Below are 23,005 nucleotides of genomic sequence, written 5' to 3'. Positions count from 1 at the left end.
CGGCATGCGTTTTTTCGTATCCACAAATCTGTCAAAGGCAGCAAATTCCAGTAGTTCAGGAATGCCATGCGGCGCGAATTCTCTCCATTTTGGTCAACCGGAATCTCTCTTTTCGTGAGGTATCAAAAGAGAAAATTGGGGATTTTGAGGATTGTGCGCAATTAAAGGGAGTTGATGTAAGTCTCTGTATTTCAGTGGTTTTAAGTGTGTTTACGTAACGTTGCGCAAGGTGTTACGAGTTACAAGGCACCGGAAGCGGGCAAAGCGCTAGTATGTTTGCATCCCGAGAAATTCCCCATCTACCCCACGTTGGAAACGTAGCGCCTCTAGTCCGCGAAAGTAGTTCGTTAGCGGCCTCCTTCTAGGAGATTTTGCCAAACTCCCTGCTATTCCAAGACAACGGTCATCTGCCCCGATCAAAGGAAAAATGGGTCCCGGGTACACAAACCTAGAACTTGTTTACATTATGATAAAACATGCCCCCCATAACCTAAGTCCTTGGCGTCGCTCTTTGACTGCCGCAGGACTGGCGCTGCTCGTAGCTCCACTCGCGTTTTCGCAAGCCGAAGACGAAGAGGAGGAGATCTTCGAGCTGAGCCCATTCACGGTATCCAGTGATGACCAAGATGGTTACCGTGCCACCAGCACTCTCGCTGGAACCCGTATCAAAACCTCGCTCAAGGACGTCGGTTCCGCGATCCAGGTTGCGACTAAGGAGTTCCTCGAGGACACTGGAGCAACCAACATCGAAGAGCTTCTCTCGTATACTACGAGCACTGAAGTCGGTGGTGCTTCCGGTAACTACGCCGGTTCCGGTGCAGCAGCTGGTGACGTGAACGTCAACAATGAGGTTGGACGCGCAAACCCAGTCGGCAACAGCCGTGTACGTGGTTTGAGCAGCGCCGCAGCCACTCGCGACCTTTTCCTCTCTCCTTCATGGATCGGTTTCGACTCCTATAATACGGAAGCGGTTACAATCAGCCGTGGTCCTAACTCGGTGCTCTTCGGTATCGGTGAGCCTGGTGGTGTCGTAGACAGCGCCATGAAGAAGGCTCACTACGGAGGCGACAAGAACCAGGTTTCCGTCCGTGTTGGCTCTCATGGTTCCTACCGTGGCACCTTGGATATGAATCGCGTGCTGATCGAAGATCGTCTCGCTGTTCGTTTCAACGGAATGCACGAGCACATTAAGTTCCGCCAGAAGCCAACCTACGAAAAGGACAACCGCTTCTCCGCAACTGTAGCAGCTAAAATTTTCAAGAACGAAAACGTAGAATGGCTCGGAGCAACTGAGTTCGAAGCTTCCTACGAAAACGCTCAGGTCCGAGGCACGCCACCGGATACAATGCCAATGTTCGATACCTATTCGCATTGGTGGAACGCTCCCGGTTCCCAGGCCGCCTACGAAATCACTGGCAAGAAGCCTGTGAACTGGTGGGAAGGCGACTGGAACAACTGGCAGGCCAACTACGCAAGCAAGTGGATCGAGGATCCAGTTGGCGGAACAACTCCAGAAGGCTACCGCCATCGCTCGCAGCCTTCAATGTGGGGCGCGTATTCAATCGTCTTTGACGGCGCGACTGGCGAAGTAGACGTTGGTTATGACAGCGGCAAATTCGCAGACGTCGGCGTACTGCACGCGACTTCCGGCGCCTTCATCAATTCCGAAGGTTTGCAGACACCAGGCTGGAATCCACTCTGGATTCCACACCAAAACGGTCCGCTCGCTGCCTACGGAAGCTATGGCTTCAAGCGCCAGGTCATTTCGGACAAGAACATCTACAACTGGGAAAAGATGCTCATCCAAGGCGATGCTCAGTATGTGAATCACGACTACGATTCTCATAACTTCACGCTTCGCCAAGGTTTTTGGGGCAACAAAGCTGGCGTAGAACTCGCGTTCGACGACCAGACTTACGGAAATGAGCGTTTCTTCCCAATGGGACGCCACATCTACTCTTCCGTTAAGATCGACAACTCCAAGTACCTCACCAACGGTGAGCTCAATCCAAACTTGGGCCGTCCGTTCTTCGCAGGTGTATACGATCCTACCAAGCACTACGAAAACAACTACAAGACCCAGCGTTTGACAGCGTTCGTGGAGCACGACTTCACCGAGTCTGACGGTTGGACAAAGTGGTTCGGTAAGCACACCCTCACTGGTTTGGCTTCCGCTTGGGAGCAAAACAACAAGAGCAGCAGCAAGCTCTGGTCATGGAACACAGACTCCGACCCGAACCAATCCTACAAGCCTGGAGATCCAGCAGGTTGGGGCGGTCAGATGTTCTTCCATGCTTACATCGGCCCATCTAACCTCGACGTAGATGATCCATCTGGACTGAAGCTCTATCAGCGTCCAATGCAGATCCAAGTACCGGTTGAAGGCCAGACCTTCACCAACTACTACTTCGAGAACAACGGCAATCCAGCGGACAACGAAATCCGTATCGGTACAGCTACGGTTGATCGTTGGGATAAGTGGCCTTCAGCTAACAAGCAAGAAGTTGACTCCGAAGGTCTTACTCTTCAGAGTCGCTTCCTCGAAGGACACCTCGTTGCAACCTACGGTTGGCGTGAAGACACCGCGAAGGCTTGGGCCATCACGGAAGTTTCGAATCGCGTAACAGGAGTCGCTGACAACTCAGGTGCAGACCTCGCAGCCAGCTACGACAACTGGATCAATGGCAACGACGAAACACGTCCAGTAGGAGCTCCAACAAACCTCCCTTGGGCAGAAGGTCCTATGCCCTCACTCGAAGAGTCAGGCCAAACAACCACTGCGCAGGCGGTTCTACACGTCCCAGCAGACTGGACCGACGCCCTTCCAGGCAAGCCAGAGTTCAGTGTTCACTACTCGGAATCCGAGAACTTCAACCCGAAGGCTGTTCAACGTGACATCTACGGAAGCGTTCTCCCGTCACCATCTGGTGAAACAGAGGAAATGGGCTTTTCCGTTCGTTTGGCGGAAGACAAGGTTAACCTCCGCTTCAACTGGTACGAAACAACCAGCAAGGGCGTAACGAACCGAAACATCACAGGCAGCCTGTGGGCCTTCACTTGGCCAAAGGGCTGGGCGGAACGTTGGCTTCAGAAGAAGAACCAGTACCTCAAGTCTCTCGTGGACGACAATCCAGAGCACACTGCATTCTCATTCGAGGAGCAGGGCTGGGGTGATCCAGACAATCCAAACGCTGAGTTCTACGAAGGTGCAACTGGACCGTTCAACAGCTTCGACGAGGCGATCAACTTCTTCCTCTTCGATGCAATGCCAGAGTCCACTGTTAAGGCTCTCAACCCACGTCTCGTCCTCGATGATGAGGGTTACGAGAAGATCGAAACAGATCCAATCCGCGGTCTGACTTCAGTCGCTGACATCGTATCCGAAGGTTTCGAATTCGAAGCTACCTTCAACCCAACCAAGAGCTGGCGCGTCAGCTTCAACGCTGCGAAGACCGAAAGCACATTCGGCAACGGTCTATCTGAGCTCTTCCAGTTCACAGAAGAGATCAAGGCCAACTTCGACCAGTACGGCGACCAGGTTTGGGACATGTACGAAGGTGGAGCGGTACTCATCAGAAACCGTTGGCTCGAAGCGACCAACCCTCTCGCTGCTGCAGCGACGAAGGAAGGTACTGTTAGCACCGAGCTGCGTAAGTGGCGTTGGAACATGGTTACTAACTACAACTTCAGAGACGGCCGCATGAAGGGCTTCGGCGTTGGTGGTTCACTCCGCTGGCAGGACGACGTTTCTCTCGGTTACCCGATCATGCAAGATCCTGTATCCGGAAACTTCGTACCAGTTATCGCCGATCCATTCATGGGTGGTTCCGATATCCGCGGTGACCTATGGTTCAGCTACAAGACAAAGATTGGCGGCGACCAAATGCCATTCAAGATCCAGCTGAATCTGCAGAACGTCTTGGGTGACGACGATCCAATCCCAGTTGCTATCAACCCAGATGGCGAAATGGCGATCGTTCGTGCAGCTCCTGAAAAGAAGTTCATGATCACCACTACAATCGACTTTTAATCTAGTCTTAGTTTCTTAGCAAACGAGGCGTCCGCACTATCCTGCGGGCGCCTTTTTTTGTTCGTCGGCATATTTGGTATAAGGTCGCGGCCGTTGTCCCAGCTTTAACTTGCCCTGAAAAAGGGGCAGCAATACCGTCCCTGACGTATCATGAATGGTCGCTTCGTCAGCATTTTATTGCTCATATCTATTTCCCCCTTGTGTCGTGGCAACGAGCATAGCGAGGGCGAGCAGCTTGCCCGTATCTATTGTTCGGCGTGCCACACCTTTACCGAGCCGGAACTGCTTCCCAAACGTAGCTGGAACTTCCTGCTGATGTATATGGGGCTCCGAATGGGAATCGAGGACTACTCTCCCATAGAAGGAGGAACGCCTGAGGAGATTGAAGTTATAAAAGCTCGCAAAACGTTGATCGTGGATGAGGGAAATTTCCCCGAGAACCCTATGGTGACGGATGAGCAGTGGAGCAAAATTCGTAACTACTTTCTAGAGACCGCTCCCGAAAAGTCCCTAGCTCAACCCCCGAAACCCAAGACAAAAATAGGGCTTCCTCATTTTGTAGAAAAACAACACCGCTACAGCTATACAGCGGCGGTTACAACGATGCTGAAAATCGATGAAACCCATGGTCAGATTCTGGTCGGAGACAGCCGGATTCAGAAACTCACCGTTCTAGACCGTTCATTGCAATTGGAAGCCGAATACAAAACGGGAGGCTCTCTATGGGTTCGATCCCATCCAAGTGAGGATGGGCTTCATGTCCTATCGATCGGAGACTTAACGGGAAGCATGGTGAACCAACGTCGTGGAGTCTTGTTCTACAGCACGCGAATAGGGAAGAACTTCATAACGCGCGGCTCCGCTTTGAGCAACCTCTACCGTCCTGCCGATTTTAAGTTTGGAGACTTTGATGGCGATGGAGTAGATGAAGTCGTCGTTTGTAATTTTGGCCTCAATACAGGAAGCGTCGACATTCACAAAGCGAAATCGGACAAGTGGAGTTTCGAGAGCGAACCATGGGTAAGGTTAACGAACGAAACGGGGGCGGTGGAATGCCATGTGGCCGACTACAACGGCGACGGTTTCGCCGATGTGTCCGCAATTTTCGGGAACGCGAGAGAGAACCTCAATCTCTTCTTGAACAATGGGGATGGCACATTCGAGCGGAGGGTCATTCATGAAAAATATCCAGCCCTGGGGTACGTCGGGTTCCGGTGGGTGGACTTTGATTCAGACGGCGATCTAGACGTATTCACAATCAGTGGCGACAATGTCGACGCCGACCCATACAACAGCCTCAAGCCCTACCAAGGGATACGGCTTTACCTAAACAACGGTGATCTCAATTTCGAAGAGAGCTACTTCTACCCGATGTACGGAGCATATGGTTTGGAGATCGAGGATTTCGACCTCGACGGAGACCTCGATCTTGCAGCGATTTCCTTTAATCCAGACTTCAATAGCGATAAACCAGAGGGCTTCGTTTATCTCCAAAATCAAGGATCACTCAATTTCACCGCGCACACATTTGAGCAAAGGCGTACCGATCGCTGGTTGACGATGGATGCGGGGGATTTCGATGGAGATGGAGACAAGGATATCATCCTTGGGGGCGGATACATCGGAGCTGGCCTATCGATCGACAATAAGGAGCTCGCGATTAAGATGAGCCGCGAGGGCAGGCCGCTTCTGGTAATGGAAAACCAAATACGGTAAAGCGGCGTCCTCAGCGTTGAGGGCGGGGTAGGGAGTGTGTCCCTTGGGAACAACGGGCTCCGCTTCTAGGAATAGTCCCTTCGAGAGCCCTTGAGCCAGTTCTTCTTTGCCCCGCGTCCGAATTTCAGCTTTTCAGGCTTCCAGTTGATCGCCTTTTGTTCCCGGTAGGCCAAGTTCATCAGATGGCAGCAAATAGCGCTACGCGACCCTGCGTCTATGTGGGCGAGGGGTTGACCGCGCGAAATAACGGCATCCAAAAAATTCTGCTGGTGTCCTCCCTTTTTCTGTTGGGGAAGCCGCACCTTTGCATCCTCCAGAAAATCGCGTTCAGTTAAAGCTATGGCACGATTAAGAGAACCGTCTTCGCGATCGACGAACTTGTGGATCGTCTTTCCTTCCAGTTGAAGATGGAACTGGCCTCGGCTTGCCTGGATACGCCCATGCTCGCAGATGAAGTCGACGTGGAAACCGTCTTCACGGGTGACTTCGAGGCCACCTTCGTAAATCAGCTTCGCGCCCCAATCAGTTCCTCCTTCTACAGGAGGGAGAGCTTTGATAGGACCGGAGTCGTCCTTATCCAGTGCCCATTGGATGATATCGAGATGATGTGCCCCCATATCGCAAACACCGCCGCCTCCATAATCGCTAAACTGCCTCCAAGCAGGGAAGTGCTTATGCACGCCACGCGGGCTTAGCTTGGAATTGTAAGGCACGAGAGGAGCGGGTCCGCACCAACGGTTCCAGTCAAGTCCTGGCTCCAACTCTTCCTCTCCAAGATCATAAGGACGCCCTGGTCCCCAAAAGTTTGATTTTATATCAAGAACGTTTCCAGCCACTTTATTGCGTATCAGCTCTACTGCTACGCGAAATTCCTTCATCCCACGTTGCTGCGAACCGGTTTGAAGGACAACGCCAGCCTTCTTGACTTCCTTCATCACACGAATCGATTCGTCGATGTCATGGGTGAGCGGTTTCTCGCAGTAGATATCCTTGCCTGCACGTGCTGCGTCGATCGTGATCGTTGCGTGCCAATGATCAGGAGTGGCGATACAGACAACGTCAATATCATCACGCGCCAGTAGTTCGCGGTAGTCGACGTAGGCTGCGCAATCTTTGTTTCCGTAGTGATCATGGACCCGCTTCTGGGCTACTTCACGACGCGTTGTGTCGACGTCACAAACGGCTACCACAGTGGCCCGTGTCATGAACCCTTCGCTGAGCCAATACATCATGCGGCCCATGCCGATGCAGCCTACCTTGAGCGACTTGCTCGCGGCAGTAGCTGGTTTTCCAATACTAAAAAGCGGGAGGCTCAACGTAGCCCCGGCGAGGGCTGTCGTTTTAACGAAATTTCTGCGGTTCATGGATTCAGTGTTGGTTGCATTCGCATGCCCTCAAAGCGATTGCGGTCTGAAGGCTAGGTGGCAATTTGCTTGGGGTTGTGTCTACCTCTAGGTCCCCCGTTGCGAACTGGATTCCGGCTAAATAGTGATTCAAAATGTCAGCACTCCAGAAGTTTTCGAAATTGTGGCCGATGGCGGAATAAAAGACGCGACCTTGCCCCTCGTCCTTCACCCAAGCGATGGCGTAGTCATTATCCTCCCGGCGAGGTTCTTTCTTGGGTTTATCCGATTGTTCTGGGACGAGACTCAAAAGGACCCGCTGGCGCTCACGGGAGTAAGGATTGTTAAACTGATAGATCTCCTCCTTTATCGAGAACAACTCCTCGTCACCAAAAACTGGTGACGTTAGTTGGTGCTGAGTGTCTTCGACTTTGATCGTGACATTTTGATCGGCAGTCCAGGGATGTCCCATAAATGTACCGCCGATCATGTTTCGATAGTCCCAATTGCCGTAGTAAGCGTCCGTCGCGGCGTGAATACCTACGAAGCCTCCGCCGCTACGAACGTAATTGACCAGATTTGAAATGAGCCGTTTGTCTCTTGCTTCGAGGTGTGCCCATTCAACGTCGTCGAATTGATCACGGATCGAAAAGCCCTTGCGTGTCGTAGGAAGGAAGAAGTTCCCAGTGCTATTGAACACGATAACGGCATCGAAGTGCTGGAGATTTTCTTTCTCAAAATTCACAGGGGCGTCACTGGTTACGATTTCGTAGGCTCCTGTGCTTTTAGCCATCATTTCGAATGCGTGAATACCGACGGGAATGGATCCATGGCGGAAGCCGTTTGTAGCGCTGTAGAGCAGTACCTTGCGTGCTTTCTGCGGCTCCACAATTGGAGCGGACGGCACCGCTTCGGCGATTCGGTCGATTTGCTCAGAGTTCAGTGGCTTGTCATCGAATTCGGGCTTCCACTCGGAACCACCAAACACGCTAATTGTGGCGATCCCAGATAGAGGCAAGAACGCTCCAAGCTTCTTTTTAAAAGATCGCCCCAGCATCGTACTAGGAATCCTCCGCCACGAGGTTCCAGCCACGCACCCAATCGACAAGGAAGGTATTTTTAGATTCGTCTAAAAGAGATTTCTTCGTGGGCTGTCCGTGCCATTTGAATACTTCCGTGTCGAAGTACATGTACATTGGCTCATCGAAATCGCCTCCGGCTTTTACCTCGGCGACGTGCTCCCCGTTGCAATAAAAACGGATCGTTCCGTCTTCCAACCACCAGACGCCAAACACCATAAATGCGTCGCGTGCCTTGGCAGGCATGGTCCACTTCACCGGCGTATCAATGTCGTTTTCCCATCCTTCTTTGTAGTAATGGGTATTCATCGCCATCGTGTCTTCGTGCCATTCGCTTTCTGCAAGCGATGGAGTCCCGATGTTCTCGATTACATCAATTTCAGAGTAATCACCCTGGAACCAGAAGGCAGTCGTCATCGACAGGTCAGACGCCTTGATTCGGGCTTGGTAGAAACCAGGTTCCGTGATCGGCTTGTTTGAAGCCATAATCGCAGAGGTAATGTTCTTCGGTTTCACTTTTCCTCTCGGATTCTTGAGCGAGGAACGCAGTCGTAGCATACCATCGGATACGCTAACATTCGATTCCGTAAAGTAGCTGTCTCGCCCTTCCCAGAAGGGATGTTTCGGCATCCATTTTCGCGTATCCAAACCATCCACATTGAACTCGTCAGAGAGGTAAGGATTCATTTCCCATGCATATCCTTCCGGAGGTGTTGGTAAGGCGGCCTCCTTCGAATCACAACATGCGGGAGCCGCATGGGCGCTAGACATGCAGGCAGCAAATGCGGCGAAGCAGAGAGTCTGAGCGAGGCGGGAAAGTACTATGCTTTTCATTTGGAAGTGTTTTAGCGTTTGGATACTGCCAGCTCGGCGTCCTCATCCGCACTTGTTGAGAGCTCTTCCTTGAAGTCCTCATTCGTTCTTTTAACCACTAGATAGGTAGAGCCAACGAACAGCGCTAAGTTCACAAGCCCAAGCATTGGTTCGCCGAGCAAGAGTTTGCCGATGGCGAAAATGAGTGAGGTAACGGAGGTTGCGGCGAGTATCCATGAAACCAGTATACGGCCAAGCGTTTCAGGTGAGTCGTAGTCGCAGCCAGTTCGCTCGAGAACCGGGTTCCAGAGAAACTTAGGAGGTTTCGCTCGCATCACGAACTTCTTGAGGTGCTCCATATTGGTCGGCTTGCCAAGAAGAGATACGACTACCGAGGTACCGGCTACCAGGACAGCGAGGCAGAGCATGCGCGCTCCGAGCAGCTCGTCACTGAGTATGAAACTGGCGTCAGAAGAGAGTCCGATCAAATCGAGTACCCTAAAGGCCACGCCGTCGACCCAGGCTCGCGGCCCTTCCGTCCAGGCGATCTTCTCGAAGCTCATTACAGCAAAAGCGGTTCCGAACGACCATGCGGTAATGGTACCGGCCAAATCACCCGCAGCGTTCTGTCTCCACCAGAGCCAACGCATCAAGCCAACCACGGTCGAAGCGGGAAGAATGACCCAGGAAATTTTAAGCAACTGTTCGATGCTGCCTGCGTAGTAGGAAATGATTCCACCTAAAACGGCCATGGCTACAGTGGCGATACGGGCGGCGGAAACGTAGTGCTTATCGCTCGCGTTCTTAACCACGAATCGGCGGTACAAGTCGTTTACGGTGTAGGATGATCCCCAGTTGAAAAGGGTGGTAATCGTTGAGATAAACGCAGCCACCAGCGCCGCTACCATAAAACCCTTGAAGCCGATAGGGAGCACCTCAACCATCATACGCGGATAAGCACTGTCCCCCAGAGTATCGATCAAGACGCCATCAGCTCCCATGACCAGCGGAAAGCTCACCAGCGAGCAAAGCCCAACCAGCATCCAGGGCCATGCCATTACCGGAAAGTAGAGTATCGAGAAAAACATGACACCCAAGGTGGCGTTCTTGCCATCTTTACAGGCGAGCACACGTTGGGCTGCATAATCGCCGCAGTAGGCAGCGCTCCACCAGAGGATGCCAAACAATCCGAGAATGTTCCAGAATGGCATTGTGCCCGCGGCGATACCGTCACCTGAGCTCGGTAGGAAGTTGAGGTTTTGACCAGGCCAGCCATCCAAGCTCTTTAGGTGAGTGACTAGCGCATCGAGCCCGCCGACATGGTTAACCGCCATGATGGCCAATAAAATCGTACCCAAAGTCGCAATACCGAATTGCAAAGTGCCTGTGGCAACCACTCCTGAAAGCCCTGCCATCGTACACATAATCAAGCCAAGCCCAACTACAGTTGCAGTGGTCATGAGCTGGTATTCCTCCGGTAGCCCCATCGCTTCCCGGGAAATGACTTCCATCGCCTTCACGACCCAAGCGATGACCAGTGGGCAATATATAAGCGCCTTGAACCCACCTTCCCAAATGCGGAGAAAACTGCCGAGCTTGCTGTCGTAGCGGTTCTCTAGGAGTTCAACGTCAGTCACGGTTCCTAGGCGTCGCCACATACGCGCGAAGAGCACGGCAGCAAGCGTCCATCCTATGAGCATTCCCCAGTACTTCCAAGCGTAGTGGATACCTTGGCTACGGATCAGCGCGCTCACCCAAAGTGGAGTGTCTGAAGCGAATCCGCCCGCTACCCATGCCATTCCGCAGATGTACCAAGTCAGCGTACGGCCGGAGACGAAGAAGGACGAAACGTTCTTACTTGCCTTCTTTGTAAAGAGGAGACCGACGCTCATGGAGCCGACGATAAAAATGACTAGAATGATCCAGTCTATGGTTTGGAGGGAGGTATCAGGGTTCATTGAGGAGTTTGTATAAATGGAGGATGGGGGGAAGAGAAGGGGACTAGCGGATGATCAATTTAAGGGGTTGGCTCACAACATTTCCGCTACGAGCTCGCACCGTGACTTCACTCGCTTCGCGGGTTGATTGCAGTATCATCAGAGCTTGACCATTTGAGGTGACGATTCGTTTCGATTTGTGCGGCTGCACGCTAAGAACAGAGCCATTGTCCACGCCCAACAAGCGGGCATTTCCTTCGATTTCGAATGTCACTTCTCGATCTCCGTCTCGAATAGGCGTTCCGTCTTCGTCCAACAACTGTACCACAAAATGGGATACATCGTATGCATCTGCATCTAGTTCCAATCGGTCCGCGGACAGGCTAATCTGCGAAAACTCACCAGTGGTCCGGATGCTTGATTTTGCATCTGCCGCAACTGCCTTGAGCTCTCCAGGCGAATAGGGGACGAACCATTTCAAGATATGGTCGCTTGTATCAAGCAATTTACGCACTCCATACGATTTTCCATTGAGGAAGAGTTCCACTTCGCTCTGGTTTGTATAGACCTCGACTGCGATCATCGCCCCCTCCTGGAAGTCCCAATGCTCTTGCACGTTTTGCCAGCCCCACTTCTGACGAGCCGCCCAGTTTTCCTCCTTATCGACTAACTCGTTCGTTGTCTCATCCCAACGGTAGGGCGATCCCTCGAGGGGCTGTGTCGCCATGTAAACATGCGGTTCCTCTGACCAGAGCGACTTGAACATGTGAAACGACGGACTCTCAAATCCGGCAAGGTCCAGAAGGCCACTTCGACTTCCCCTACGCGGCCACTCTCTGGACTCCCCCATGTAGCTGATGCCCGTCCAAAGAAAAATCCCGGAAATGAATTCCTTTTCCAGCACTGGCTTCCACTCGTGGTAGCGAGTCCAGTTTTCGGTGCCAAGGAAATTCATTTCAGGGTAGTTGCGGCGACAGTAGTCGTACATGGATTGACGGTAGCTAAGACCTACTAGATCGAGTGCCTCGGCGTATCCCGAAAAATTGCTTACACTGGGGATCACTAGATTCGCTGTTACCGGCCGGCTCAAATCGACCTCACGAACCCAGTCCGCAAGTCGTTGCGCCGTTTCGGCTAGGTTGTATTCACCTTTTGGAGCGTTTTCGAAATTCTCTTTGATCTGCTCAATGGAGTACCCCGGTTCGGTCCAATAGTAAGAGGCCTCCTCGACTTTGTTTTCGCCCCAGTACCCTGGAGCGTCCTGATATTCCTGATAGGTCCATTCGATCTCGTTCCCGATGCTCCACATTATGATGGAAGGGTGATTTCGGTCTCGCAGGACCATTGCCTTCAGGTCCCTCTCCGACCACTCGCTAAAGAATTCGGTATAGCCCTTAGTGAGAGGGCTGGCCTCCTGCTGGTTGTAGTTGTGCCGTTTGTCCTTGGGATTGTTCCACTCGTCAAAGGCTTCGTCTTGCACCAGAAAGCCCATCTCGTCGCATAAATCGAGAAACTCGGCAGAAGTGGGATTATGCGCGGTTCGGATCGCATTGACCCCAGCTTCTTTCAGCTTTTCCAAGCGTCGCCGCCAGACGCCCTTCGGAACGGCCGCTCCGACCAGACCGCCGTCGTGATGCAAGCAGACTCCTTTAAGCAAGCGGTTGCGACCGTTAAGATAGAATCCTGTGTCCTTATCGAATCGAAAGCTGCGAGCGCCAAAAGGCGTTACCACCATGTCCACGAGTTCGCCTCCAGCGTACACCCGCGAGACCGCATCGTACATCACAGGCGTGTCTACGTCCCAGAGTTGGGGATTCTTCAATTCGATGTTTTGGCGAAGCTGGTAATGCTCACCCTGTCGGAGACGGAATGAAGTTCGGGCTACCCCGTGCACTTGAGAATCGAAAACGAGCTCCGTCTCCACGGTTAAGGCCTCGAATTCAGGGCTGCCATTCGTCAAGTCTGTCTGGATTTGCACGGTCGCCCGATCCCCGGAAACGTGAGGCGTGCTCACAAAAACGCCCCATTGCGGAATATGGACCGGGCTCGTCGTAACCAGCTTTACATTTCGGTAAATTCCCGAGCCGGGGTACCAGCGACAATCGATGTAGGCCGAGCGGTCGACCCGTACGGCGATCACATTTTCACCCCCGTAATTCAAGTGCTCGCTGAGATCATATTTGAAGGGCGTGTACCCGTTTGGGTGGGAACCCAGCAAAACCCCATTCAACCAGACTTGGGAATTCGTGTATACGCCGTCGAACTCTATCCAGATCTTTTTTCCTTCGTCGCCTGCTGAAACTTCGAAACGCTTGCGATACCAGCCGATGCCTCCTGGCAAGAAGGCTGTCGCTCCCGCCAAATCCTCCGAGTAGGGAAGTTCGATGCTCCAATCATGAGGCAGGCGAACATCCTTCCACGCGTTCGCATCAAACCCGGATTTCGCAGCCTCAGGCAGATCGCCCAAATGGAACTTCCAGTCGAAATTGAAATCCGCAGTCACTCGAGGTGATTCGGAAGCGCTAGCATAAGCAGCCATTGCGAAAACCAGTAAGGATACTGAAGCGACGACAGCTCGAACGCATAGGTGTGATGTAATCTTTTTCAGGGGCATGGGGGAAACTCAGTCCCTGCTGACAAGAGCGAGGACGCTGATTCAAGGGGACATTCTACCAAGATCACCGATTTCAAAGTATGCTGTTCGGTATCAAAGCCTGTTTGCTTGGTAACAAACGCTGTTTTTAAGGTATTGTTCCGCAATTCGGATACATATCTTAAACTAGTCCGGACCCGACTCTTAAGTCCCCATGACCAACTCGCCTGTTTTTTTGAATAATCCTGAATTCGCTTTCGTCAAAGCGCGTGACTTGAGATTCTCTCAAATCAACGGAATCAACTCTTCTTCGCGCGGAATCCTCGAGCTCGAAGCAAAAATCCCCAACCCCAATGCTAAAAATCAACCTTATGTTGTGCCTTTTCGCATCCGCCTTTTCTGGGTGCGAATCCTTTAACGATCGCTACAAAGCGCCGCCTGAGAACGTTCCCCAAGCGGGAATGAAGAAGCTGGTTCGTGGAGAAGCCATCATCGACGGCGTTCCAGCTGCAGCCGGCATTGCCCGAGTCTCTCATGTCGAGGGCCAATACGTGCGATACCGTTCTAAAGATTTCGACGAACTCGTTAAGAATCCGTTGCTGGAACGCCATCACTTCATCGGGATCTCAACAGGGCTCACGGAACTAAACTTCGAGTTCCTATTCAAAACGCCCGACGGGAGTGGATACCTGTGCTCGGCAGCTCAATTGGTGGAAATCGAGGAGGGACGACTCTACGCTCCTGCCGTCCTGCACGATGAAGACAATGAAACGTTCACCTGCTGGATTATCGACGTGAATACAGGTGAGACCGTATCGGAAAAAGTTGAGGGCGAATGGAAGAAGCTCAAAGCGAGCAGCTTCCAGGAGCTCGCAGATGATTGGCTCTTTCGCACGACGCACGAAACGGACTACTCGATGAACGACAATCGAATGCCGATCGATCCAGTCCGAGCAAGGGTCACCATTACTACAAGCACCTCTTCCAACGGCACGACGACCACGCGTACCACCACTAGTGGCGACTAGCGGAGGCAAGAGCCAGAAACCCTTTCTCTCTAGATCTCTAGCGGACGGCCACAATTTCGGTTTGCAGAGCAGGGGACCAAACTCCCAAGCTCTCCGGGTCAGCTTGAAAGAGCGAGCCTCATCCCCATGAAGAAACCGAATATCATTTTCATCCTCAGCGATCAGCAACGAGCTGACACAATCCAAGCCTGGGGCAACTCCCACATGTCGACACCGGCCATGGACTCTTTGGCCGAAGGCGGTATGTCCTTCAGGAACTGTTTCTGCCCGGGAGCAACCTGCACCCCATCCCGCGCCGCCATTTTTACCGGTATGTACGCCCACAATACAGGCACATACAGCTTCAATGAGTGGGGCCATCAAAGGACCTGGATCAACGACCTTGCGGACAACGGGTACTGGTGCATCAACGTTGGAAAAATGCACTTCCAGCCGCGTGACGTTTCCGGCGGATTCCATGAGCGGGTGATCGTCGAAAATCCAACCAGCACCACCACTTGGGGCGGACAAGGGGATGACGATTGGGGCAAATACTTGAGCTTCCATGGCGAGGAACGACCCAACTATCGGCACATCTCCGATCCAGAATGGCTTCAGAAATGGCAAGGCGTACCATGGCATCTCGAGGAGCATCTGCATAGTGATGTATTCACCGCAAACGCTGCCTGCTCATGGCTAAACGCTCGGAAGACAGATGATGATCCCTTCTTTATGGAGATAGGTTTCCCAGGTCCGCACGAGCCTTGGGACGCACCCGAGGAGTTTGTGGAGATGTACGAAAACGCGGACCTTCCCGAGCCAATCGACTTTCCAAGCGATCTGAGCAACAAGCCGCCGCAGCAAGCATCGATCAGGGAGTTCTTCACGCGAACCGACCACGAAGCACGAATAGACATGCCGAATGCGACCCATGAGGACGTCATGCGCATGCGGCGTCACTACTACGCTAAAATCTCCTTTGTCGACCAACAAATACAGAAGGTCCTGGATACGCTAGAGCGTTCAGGACACCTGGAGAATAGTATCGTTATCTTTTCATCCGATCACGGCGAAATGCTGGGAGACCACCAATCCGCCTACAAATGGCTGATGTACGACTGCATCACCCGCGTTCCCCTTATCATTAGAGACTTCCGAAAGCGAGCTGAGCGTCAGGAAACGGAGGACCTAGTCTCACTCATCGACATGGGACCGACCATCCTCGAAATGGCCGGTCTGAAGGCCCCCACACGACTAGAAGGTCGCTCCCTTACTCCTTATCTCGATCATAGCGTCTCAAAGCCAAGAGAAGCCGTGTACTGTGAAGATAACTACATGATCATGCGACGCTCTCGAGATGAAAAGATCGTTCACTACATTGGTGCGCCCTACGGAGAGTACTACCGGCTAGACGAAGATCCAAACGAACTGAACAATCTCTGGGATAGCCCCGAACACACGCAACGACGCAAAGAGCTGCAGATCAAGACTCTCGATTGGCTAGCTTCAAGCGCGTACACGAATTACGGATACAAAACCAATTGCGAAGAGCAGGGCGAATACGGCATTCGCTGGCACGGGAACGACCCCTGTCTCCATGGCGACAATGAGGACCCCAAGCACGAGGACCTCGAAACCTGAGACTGAAGCAGAAGCTACTCAACCTTCAAAAGGAACCTTAGGTCTCGAGTCGATCAAGGTCCACTCACCATTCACTGAATAGGTGAAATGAGTTCCGGATTGCAGAAATGCATAAAAATTCCGTGATTTCCTTATTGTCGGTCCTTTGTCGTCGCTAGAAATGCAGCTTCGTGCTTTGCAGAGCTAAACAACGGGGAGGGAATGTCGAATTCCGGATGTTAGATAGCATGCAAAGATCAGGTTTTGGAAAGAGTAGCACGCTAGCGGCTTTGCTAGCGGTAGCGATAGCGACATGTGCCCATGCGCGAGTCGATGTGCAAAGTGTAACCAAAAGCGATGCGATCGTTAGCGAAAAAGCGTCAGTGGAGCTCGTTTCCGATTCAAGCGTAGGCGAAGCGATCGGACGCCGCCCCGATCTTTCCTTCAGCAACGTGACCATTGACGGACAAGGTTCCCAGATCTCTTTGGACAGCATCTCGGCGGACGCGATAACCTCCGTCGAGGTGATGAAGGCTGTAACGCCAGACCAGGATGCCGATTCTCGTGGCGGCTCGATCAGCCTTAAGTCGAAGCCAGCGTACCTGCAGAAGTCGACCAAGACCAAGCTAAGCCTCGAAACCGAGTACGATTCCGGATCAGGAAACTTCGGCTACGAAGGAAGCATTTCCATGAGCGGTGCGTTCAACGAAGTCAGAACTCTAGGGGGCCGCATTTCAGCTCGCTGGGAAGAGAACTCGAGCGGTTTTGAATCAACCAGCCAAGATTGGACGAGCAAAACCGTGAACGGAGAAAAACACTTCGTGCTGCGAGAGAAGACTCTCTTCCAACGTCGCGACAACTCGACCGAGAAAGAACTGGGAGCGGGGATCGACTTCAAGGCAAGCGAGGATCTCTCATTCACAATGCGTGGCAACTTCATGATGGATTCCTCCGCTATGAATCTCCCGCACTACAAATACCGCTTCGCCAAAGGGACCTTCCTTTCTGCAGACGAGAAACGCGCGGACATTAAGGACGCTCAAGTGGAGAGCGGTATTTTCGCTTCAGGCTGGGATACCGAAGAGCTAGAAATGGCGTTGGGAGCGGACTGGAATCACGGCGACTGGGAAGTTGATGCCAAATTCATCGTCCAGGAAGACTCGTTCGAGCAAACGGCCTACAACTCCATGGATTTCGTAGCCTACGGAGTCGATATGCAATACGACCTGGCTGAGGATCCGAGATTCCCGAAGATATCCACTACCGGAGTCGATTTAGACGATCCGTCGGCCTACGAATTTGAAGACATGATCGAGCGATCCCGCTTCGAGGACAAGTCCGACACAATCACGTCCCTGAACGTCAAATTGAACAATGTGCTAGGAAACCATAAGGCCTTTGTTCGCTTTGGCATGAAGAGCCGCTTGCGCGATAGAGTCAGAGATAATGAATACGCGTATAACGATTCAGGATTCGCACCCGGAGATTTTACGCTATCCGAACTGCCAGTCTACCAAACGGAGGTGTTAGATGGACGTTACCAAATCGCTCCCTACGCGGAGCGAGGCGCCTTCCTTGACCACCTGGAAGGAAAGCGAGACTCGCTCATTTACGACGAGCGCCGGTCTCGCGAAGCCTCGGATTACAGCTCCAATACGGTGGAAGAGCAGGTCGATGCCCTCTACGGAATGGCGAGCCTTGAGATAGGCAAGTGGCGTGGATTGTTCGGAGTACGACAAGAGGAAACCTCGATTTCCTTCACTAGCAACGAAGTGCTGCTAGGTAAGGATTTGAACGACAAGGATTCGGACGGAGATCTGGACGAGATCGTATATCTGGATACCAAGCCCACGTTCGGTGACAATCGATACGTCAATTATTTCCCGAACTCGCAAATGCGTTACAAGTGGAACGATTGGGCCACCCTGATCGCCTCTTATACGAATACCATCGACCGGCCCTCCTACGGCGAGGTTGTTCCCTATCGAAGAGTCGACGTAGAGGACAAGGAAATTTCAGAAGGCAATCCGGACCTGAAACCAACCTTGTATCGCAACCTCGACATGTCGCTGGATATGAACGTCGGTCCGGGTGCGATGGTATCGGTTGAGCTTTTTGATCGTGCCGTCGAAGACGTGATCTTCGCTCATCAAAGCATCGTCTCTGGCGGCGTTTACGACGGCTATGAGCTGGAACGTCAGGAAAACAACGCAAGCGCCCAGATCCGCGGCTTGTCCGTAAGCTGGAATCAACCAGTAAACCTCGTTTTGCTCCCGGAGGGCTTCTCACTCAACGCAAAATACACTCAACAGGAGACTGAGCTCGTGTATCCGTTTCGTCCTGACGAGGTTCTTCCAAAGACTAACAGTCCGGATAGCCGAATGCGTTTGGCTTTAAACTACGAGACCAGAAAAGTGTTCGCTCAACTGAAGTTCGCCCACAGCGACACCGTGATCTACAAGGTCGATAGCAACCCAGCAAAGGATCGTTATCGCGTTCCATCTGACAGCATGGACCTCATGGTCAGCTACAAGGTGCAGGATAAAACGCGACTTTATTTCGAGTGGGAGAACAAGATGGGTGGTTCGTCCTACGAAACTTACGAAGGCGTTCCGTTCCGCTCTACGCGTTATCAAGAGGCCCCGTGGAGCCTCGCGACCGGCGTAAAAATGGAACTCTAAGGCGACTCGTTCGAATCAACGAGAAGAGACCTTAGTCTTTTCCCGATATCGGATCACCAGCATTTCGAACTGATTAGAGGCGTCATCCGATATCTCAAGCTGCGTATCCAGATATTGTTTATACTCAGAACTCAAAGATTCGCGATTCATGCGCATCCCGTAGACAAGGCTCTCGTAATCGACATAGGCGACGTCTCGGGATCTCTCCAGTCCTTCTGACTTGATCGATTGATACTTAAGGTGCCTGTATCCAATAACATGAGTCAAATAGTGATTCAGATCATCGAAGGTGAACGGCACGTCAGCATGAAAGATGTTACCGATCAGGTACTTATCCTCGAGTTGAAAAGCGATGTACTTACCTTCGTTTTTTAATGACGAAAGAGAGTATGAATTATTGGCCTCCCACCACGCACGGAACTTAGCCCCGTCCAAATCTAACTCTGTTTCGTAAGGCAAGTCTTTGGTGAGTCGGTTGAAGAACTCCTTCTTTGAATCTGAGGACAGTTCACCCTCAGTCGCGAGGCTGTTGTACAGCTCCTGGAATTCGCCGGCACATACAGTCTGCACAAACAGACATAGGACTGTTAGCGTTCGTTTCACGAGATTGGTAGAGACTAGCTCCTAAATCGGTTTTACGCAACACGGAGGCATAAATTTCTGGATACCTACCTAGAAAGTCCGCTTATGATCTAGGTGTTTTAACACGAGGGGCGTCCAGCTTCCCCCATAGAAGCGCTCTCTTTTTATGGTCCCGAGGCGGAGGAAACAAAGCGATATCCCAAGTCATCTCGAAAGCTCAGGTGCTCCTTTGATGCTGCAAACCATTCTCGCCACAGTTTTTGATTTTTGCGTATCCGTTTTCCTGTATACCTGTGCAAAAGGCCGATACTTGTTTTGCTTTTTGTTTCGTCCGAAAGGAGTTTGATCCAGCTCTCAATCGAGTCGACTCTGTGGTTTGGAGTTCCAAGCGTTTTAGCGTTTTCATCGAGCTCAAGCAATCCGCTGCCTTGGCGGATAACGAGGTAGGGTCCGTTTTCAGCGAAAAAACGGCGAAGCGCTTCAATGGTCTCGCCATGCTGCTCGAGAACAGAAGGGGCGAAAGAGCTACGAAGCGTTTGAAGGTCGACACCGTCTTGATCGAGCATTGCTCGCATTCTCTCCCGAGTAGTGAGATTTGCGAACACGCTTTGTTGATGACCGTTAAACTCGAAGATCCACGATAGCATTTCGATAAGTGCCTCCTGTCCTCCTTTCGACAACTGAGAGGGCACGGCGTCCCACCCCCAATAGAGGCGGTGGGCTTCTCGAACGATTAGGGCGCCTTCTTCTCCTTTCGATACGATGATCTGCGAGTCTTCGCTGTCCTTAAAGGCACGCGAGGAGATCAAGTGGTTTTGTTGAGTGTCTCGAAAGGTCCAATCCTCTAGCGATTCTAAATGGATTCCGATCGAGCCCAAGCTCGCTTCTGAGGTCCGTTTGTATTTTGATCCGTATCGGCGAGCCGTTTCCTCTGACGCTCTTGGTGTGAGCAAGGTGGCCTTAGTGAAGTTGTCAGGCAAAGTTCTGACCGGTTGGTCCAAAAGCAAAACGTCGGCTTCGTTCGCGAGTTCGAGGGTTAGCTTATCAGCTTCCGCCGCGGTCACTGTTCGAAAGTGCGGCTTAAGAAATTCGGTGAACGCTTTTGATCTTGCAGGATGGTCGCCAACATAAAGGAGATCCAGACAATTTGCACCTGTCCAAACTCCACCGCTTGCCCGCCGTTCCCATTCTTCGTTCATCCAGTTTACAGCACTTTTCGTAATTTCGACTTGAGCCACGCTATGTCCGCCCGGGAATGCGAAGTGCTTTACGGTGATTTGCCTCTTTCGGAGAGAAACCGTATCTATAGGCATCCATGCGTTCGCGCCCCGGTCATGAGTGCCGTTTATCATGGCCACCGAGATCCCGCTACGGTAAGGCTTTTCCTGTTCCTCGGTCCCACCTAGCCATCCACCATAGGCCAGTATCCCAGCAAATGATTCAGGGCGACGCGTCGTGAGATGGTACGCCCGCCAAGCTCCACCCGAGAAGCCACCCAGATAAACGCGCTCAGGATTATGCGGAAGCCTGCTAAAGACATCATCAAGCAGCTCGTCCTCCATCTTGCGCGCGAGAAGAGGATCCTTCATTCCGTTCTTTAGCTGATCCACCCCGACGAGAATCCACCCTGCCTCCTCGATTCCGCCCTTTAGTTTCTTGAGAATACCACTTCCGTTGCCACTAGGGCTGAAAGCGATCAGGAGCGGAGGTCGAGTTTTCTCATCGTAGTTGCTTGGAACATACACGTGATAGCTTAACCCTGTGTCGCCCTCTGCGACGATTCTAAGCGTATCGCCGGGGATAAGGTCGTTAGACAGAAGTTCCGAGGCGACTGCCAGCAAGAGAAGCACCAGTGAGGATCGAAGAGTGGACTTCATTGTAGAGTGGATACAGAAAAGGCGAGACGCTTGATGAAGAGTCTCACCTTCTAGTTAGCATTGCGATGCCCTAATTTTGAGAGAGGTTTATAGGAGGCTGCTTTTTCTTCTTCTTTTTCTTCTTTTTGCTGATCGCGATTTCAGGGCGGTCGATTTCTTCGGCCGGACCACGGAAGACATAGGGACCCCATTTGGCACGAGCGTCTTCCCATTCCTCGAGACTGCGAGTCGGGTACCACGATGGCCAACCATGCTCCAGGTAATCGTAATTGTCCTTATTGGCATTGACCCACACATCGACTGAGCCATTCGGCTTTTCTGGCGGGTAGACGCTTCCAGCTCTAAACTCCTCGCTAACCCCTTGGTCTCGGATCACATTCTTTCGCCAATTACGCAGGGTGGTCAGAAGCTCCTTCTTGACCGTTTTGTACTTTGGATTGTTTGCGAGGTTTGTGACTTCATGCGGGTCTTCATTCAGATCGTAGAGTTCTACGCGCGGCTTGGTAGGGGCCATAAAGGCGGCTTGTTCTGGTGTGAGCAGTCCCTTCATGTTCATCACATTTAGCTCGGCCAAGGCTGGATACGCTCCTTCCTTGTAGCTGTTGTATTGGCAGTACGGGCGCTCAGGCATGAGGTTCAGGATGAGCTTGTAGTCCTTGGAGCGGATAGCCCGCATGGAATCATGGGTTTGATCCATCTTGTCGCGAGCTGCAAAAACGTATCTACGATCTCTTACATCGTCACTGAAGAGGCTCTTCCCATGGAGCGGAATTGGGGCTTCGATTCCTGCGGCTTCGAGGATCGTGGCGCAGATATCGATCGACTGAACCATCGAGTCCGAGGTTTGGCCCGGTTCGACCTTTCCTGGCCAACGCATGATCATTGGAATTCGGATACCTCCGTCGTAGAGGAACTGTTTGCCGCGGATGTGACAGCGTCCGTGGTCGCCAATGAAGAAAACGATAGTATTATCCGCTAAGCCTTCCGCGTCGAGGCGCTCTAGCAAGGCGCCGACCTCGCGGTCGACGAGTTGCATCTGCTCAAGCCCGTTGGCCCAATCTCGTCGAATGAAGGGCGTATCTGGATAGTATGGGGGGATTTCGACATCCGAGATGTCAATAGGCCGGATAGGATCCCGATTCCAGCTGCGATGTGTACCGCCAAAAGTGATACGGGCGAAAAAGGGCTGCCCAGGATCTCGATCTGACCAGTCGTCACCCATGAACAGTTCCTCACGAGAAAACGGCTCGAAGTTGCAGTCCGTCTTCCAACTCATAAGAGCGGTAAAGTATCCAGCCTCAGCAAAGAGGTGAGGGATGGGCTTTATACCATAGGGCAGAGGCTCTTTTTGCTCGGAGAGCAGGCGGTGTTGGTTGGCGTTGATGAAATTCTGGTGGAAACCGGTCATCATCGCGGATCGAGATGTCGAGCAGACAGGCGAGGTAGTGAAGGCGTTTTTGTACAAAACCCCTTCGGAGGCCAACTTGTCGACATGTGGCGTGTGGACTCCCGGAGTGCCATAACAGGATAAATCGGTAGACCAATCCTCGATCGTAATCCAGAGGATGTTTGGTCGCTCTTGTTTCGCGGCTAGCGTAGTTTCTGTTGGGATACAGAAGCCAATTAGGCTTAGGGCGAGTGCCGCTGCGTTTCGAAATTTAGTGCTGCTGATCATTTTCGAGTGAAAACGTAACACGGAAAAAGATAGATGACGTAGGCCATCTGTG

The 23,005-nt window shown here is 52.2% G+C and carries 13 protein-coding genes; 5 read left to right on the top strand and 8 right to left on the bottom strand.

The genetic code is table 11. From position 1 onward, the window contains the following. Positions 1–466 precede the first annotated feature (466 nt). The gene (locus JIN87_RS03010; protein WP_200354035.1) at positions 467–4,030 is read left to right on the top strand and encodes a TonB-dependent receptor plug domain-containing protein; all 3,564 of its coding nucleotides are present in this window, start codon (positions 467–469) and stop codon (positions 4,028–4,030) included. A 150-nt stretch (positions 4,031–4,180) separates the two neighbouring features. Beyond that, complete coding sequence (locus tag JIN87_RS03005; protein WP_200354034.1) at positions 4,181–5,746, top strand: FG-GAP repeat domain-containing protein; 1,566 nt, start codon at positions 4,181–4,183, stop codon at positions 5,744–5,746. A gap of 65 nt (positions 5,747–5,811) precedes the next feature. Here JIN87_RS03005 and JIN87_RS03000 read toward each other — a convergent pair whose 3' ends face one another. The 5 genes from JIN87_RS03000 to JIN87_RS02980 are packed head-to-tail and all read right to left on the bottom strand — an operon-like array spanning position 5,812 to position 13,532. After that, entirely contained in the window at positions 5,812–7,110 is a 1,299-nt protein-coding gene (locus JIN87_RS03000; protein WP_200354033.1) for a Gfo/Idh/MocA family protein, read from the bottom strand. Between the two features lie 4 nt (positions 7,111–7,114). Beyond that, positions 7,115–8,146 (bottom strand): ThuA domain-containing protein, encoded by a 1,032-nt coding sequence (locus JIN87_RS02995; RefSeq protein ID WP_200354032.1) that lies wholly within the window; start codon positions 8,144–8,146, stop codon positions 7,115–7,117. Positions 8,147–8,150: 4 nt separating this feature from the next. Next, complete coding sequence (locus JIN87_RS02990; protein WP_200354031.1) at positions 8,151–9,002, bottom strand: LamG domain-containing protein; 852 nt, start codon at positions 9,000–9,002, stop codon at positions 8,151–8,153. A gap of 11 nt (positions 9,003–9,013) precedes the next feature. Continuing rightward, the gene (locus tag JIN87_RS02985; protein WP_200354030.1) at positions 9,014–10,939 is read right to left on the bottom strand and encodes a sodium:solute symporter family transporter; all 1,926 of its coding nucleotides are present in this window, start codon (positions 10,937–10,939) and stop codon (positions 9,014–9,016) included. Positions 10,940–10,982: 43 nt separating this feature from the next. Further along, on the bottom strand, positions 10,983–13,532 hold the full coding sequence (locus JIN87_RS02980; RefSeq protein ID WP_200354029.1) for a glycoside hydrolase family 2 TIM barrel-domain containing protein: 2,550 nt from the start codon (positions 13,530–13,532) through the stop codon (positions 10,983–10,985). A 332-nt stretch (positions 13,533–13,864) separates the two neighbouring features. On the opposite strand from JIN87_RS02980, the gene JIN87_RS02975 reads away from it, so the two are divergent. The 3 genes from JIN87_RS02975 (at position 13,865) to JIN87_RS02965 (ending at position 18,819) form a co-directional block, all read left to right on the top strand. Next, positions 13,865–14,539, top strand: a complete 675-nt coding sequence (locus tag JIN87_RS02975) for a hypothetical protein (protein ID WP_200354028.1) — start codon at positions 13,865–13,867, stop codon at positions 14,537–14,539. 126 nt (positions 14,540–14,665) lie between these two features. After that, positions 14,666–16,159 carry a sulfatase family protein gene (locus JIN87_RS02970; RefSeq protein WP_200354027.1) on the top strand — a complete coding sequence of 498 codons (1,494 nt, stop codon included), beginning with the start codon at positions 14,666–14,668 and terminating at the stop codon, positions 16,157–16,159. Between the two features lie 227 nt (positions 16,160–16,386). Beyond that, entirely contained in the window at positions 16,387–18,819 is a 2,433-nt protein-coding gene (locus tag JIN87_RS02965; protein ID WP_200354026.1) for a TonB-dependent receptor domain-containing protein, read from the top strand. A 15-nt stretch (positions 18,820–18,834) separates the two neighbouring features. Here the strand turns inward: JIN87_RS02965 and JIN87_RS02960 are convergent, their stop codons facing one another. The 3 genes from JIN87_RS02960 to JIN87_RS02950 all read right to left on the bottom strand — a co-directional run bounded on the left by JIN87_RS02960 (position 18,835) and on the right by JIN87_RS02950 (position 22,953). Beyond that, positions 18,835–19,422, bottom strand: coding sequence for a hypothetical protein (locus JIN87_RS02960; protein ID WP_200354025.1), 588 nt, complete (start codon positions 19,420–19,422; stop codon positions 18,835–18,837). Between the two features lie 143 nt (positions 19,423–19,565). After that, complete coding sequence (locus JIN87_RS02955; RefSeq protein ID WP_200354024.1) at positions 19,566–21,278, bottom strand: hypothetical protein; 1,713 nt, start codon at positions 21,276–21,278, stop codon at positions 19,566–19,568. 70 nt (positions 21,279–21,348) lie between these two features. Next, positions 21,349–22,953, bottom strand: a complete 1,605-nt coding sequence (locus JIN87_RS02950) for a sulfatase family protein (RefSeq protein WP_200354023.1) — start codon at positions 22,951–22,953, stop codon at positions 21,349–21,351. Positions 22,954–23,005 lie beyond the last annotated feature (52 nt).

Source organism: Pelagicoccus mobilis, assembly GCF_016595505.1.
Lineage (GTDB): Bacteria > Verrucomicrobiota > Verrucomicrobiia > Opitutales > Opitutaceae > Pelagicoccus > Pelagicoccus mobilis.
Note: the sequence above shows the minus strand (reverse complement) of the source record. Positions and strands in the feature narration are given on the sequence as shown.

Bases quoted from the DNA above. Each gene is read 5' to 3' on its own strand.
- JIN87_RS02985 (WP_200354030.1), bottom strand. From the start codon at position 10,939: ATGAACCCTGATACCTCCCTCCAAACCATAGACTGGATCATTCTAGTC.
- JIN87_RS02970 (WP_200354027.1), top strand. From the start codon at position 14,666: ATGAAGAAACCGAATATCATTTTCATCCTCAGCGATCAGCAACGAGCT.
- JIN87_RS02955 (WP_200354024.1), bottom strand. From the start codon at position 21,278: ATGAAGTCCACTCTTCGATCCTCACTGGTGCTTCTCTTGCTGGCAGTC.
- JIN87_RS02990 (WP_200354031.1), bottom strand. From the start codon at position 9,002: ATGAAAAGCATAGTACTTTCCCGCCTCGCTCAGACTCTCTGCTTCGCC.
- JIN87_RS03000 (WP_200354033.1), bottom strand. From the start codon at position 7,110: ATGAACCGCAGAAATTTCGTTAAAACGACAGCCCTCGCCGGGGCTACG.
- JIN87_RS03010 (WP_200354035.1), top strand. From the start codon at position 467: ATGATAAAACATGCCCCCCATAACCTAAGTCCTTGGCGTCGCTCTTTG.
- JIN87_RS02950 (WP_200354023.1), bottom strand. From the start codon at position 22,953: ATGATCAGCAGCACTAAATTTCGAAACGCAGCGGCACTCGCCCTAAGC.
- JIN87_RS03005 (WP_200354034.1), top strand. From the start codon at position 4,181: ATGAATGGTCGCTTCGTCAGCATTTTATTGCTCATATCTATTTCCCCC.
- JIN87_RS02980 (WP_200354029.1), bottom strand. From the start codon at position 13,532: ATGCCCCTGAAAAAGATTACATCACACCTATGCGTTCGAGCTGTCGTC.
- JIN87_RS02965 (WP_200354026.1), top strand. From the start codon at position 16,387: ATGCAAAGATCAGGTTTTGGAAAGAGTAGCACGCTAGCGGCTTTGCTA.
- JIN87_RS02975 (WP_200354028.1), top strand. From the start codon at position 13,865: ATGCTAAAAATCAACCTTATGTTGTGCCTTTTCGCATCCGCCTTTTCT.
- JIN87_RS02995 (WP_200354032.1), bottom strand. From the start codon at position 8,146: ATGCTGGGGCGATCTTTTAAAAAGAAGCTTGGAGCGTTCTTGCCTCTA.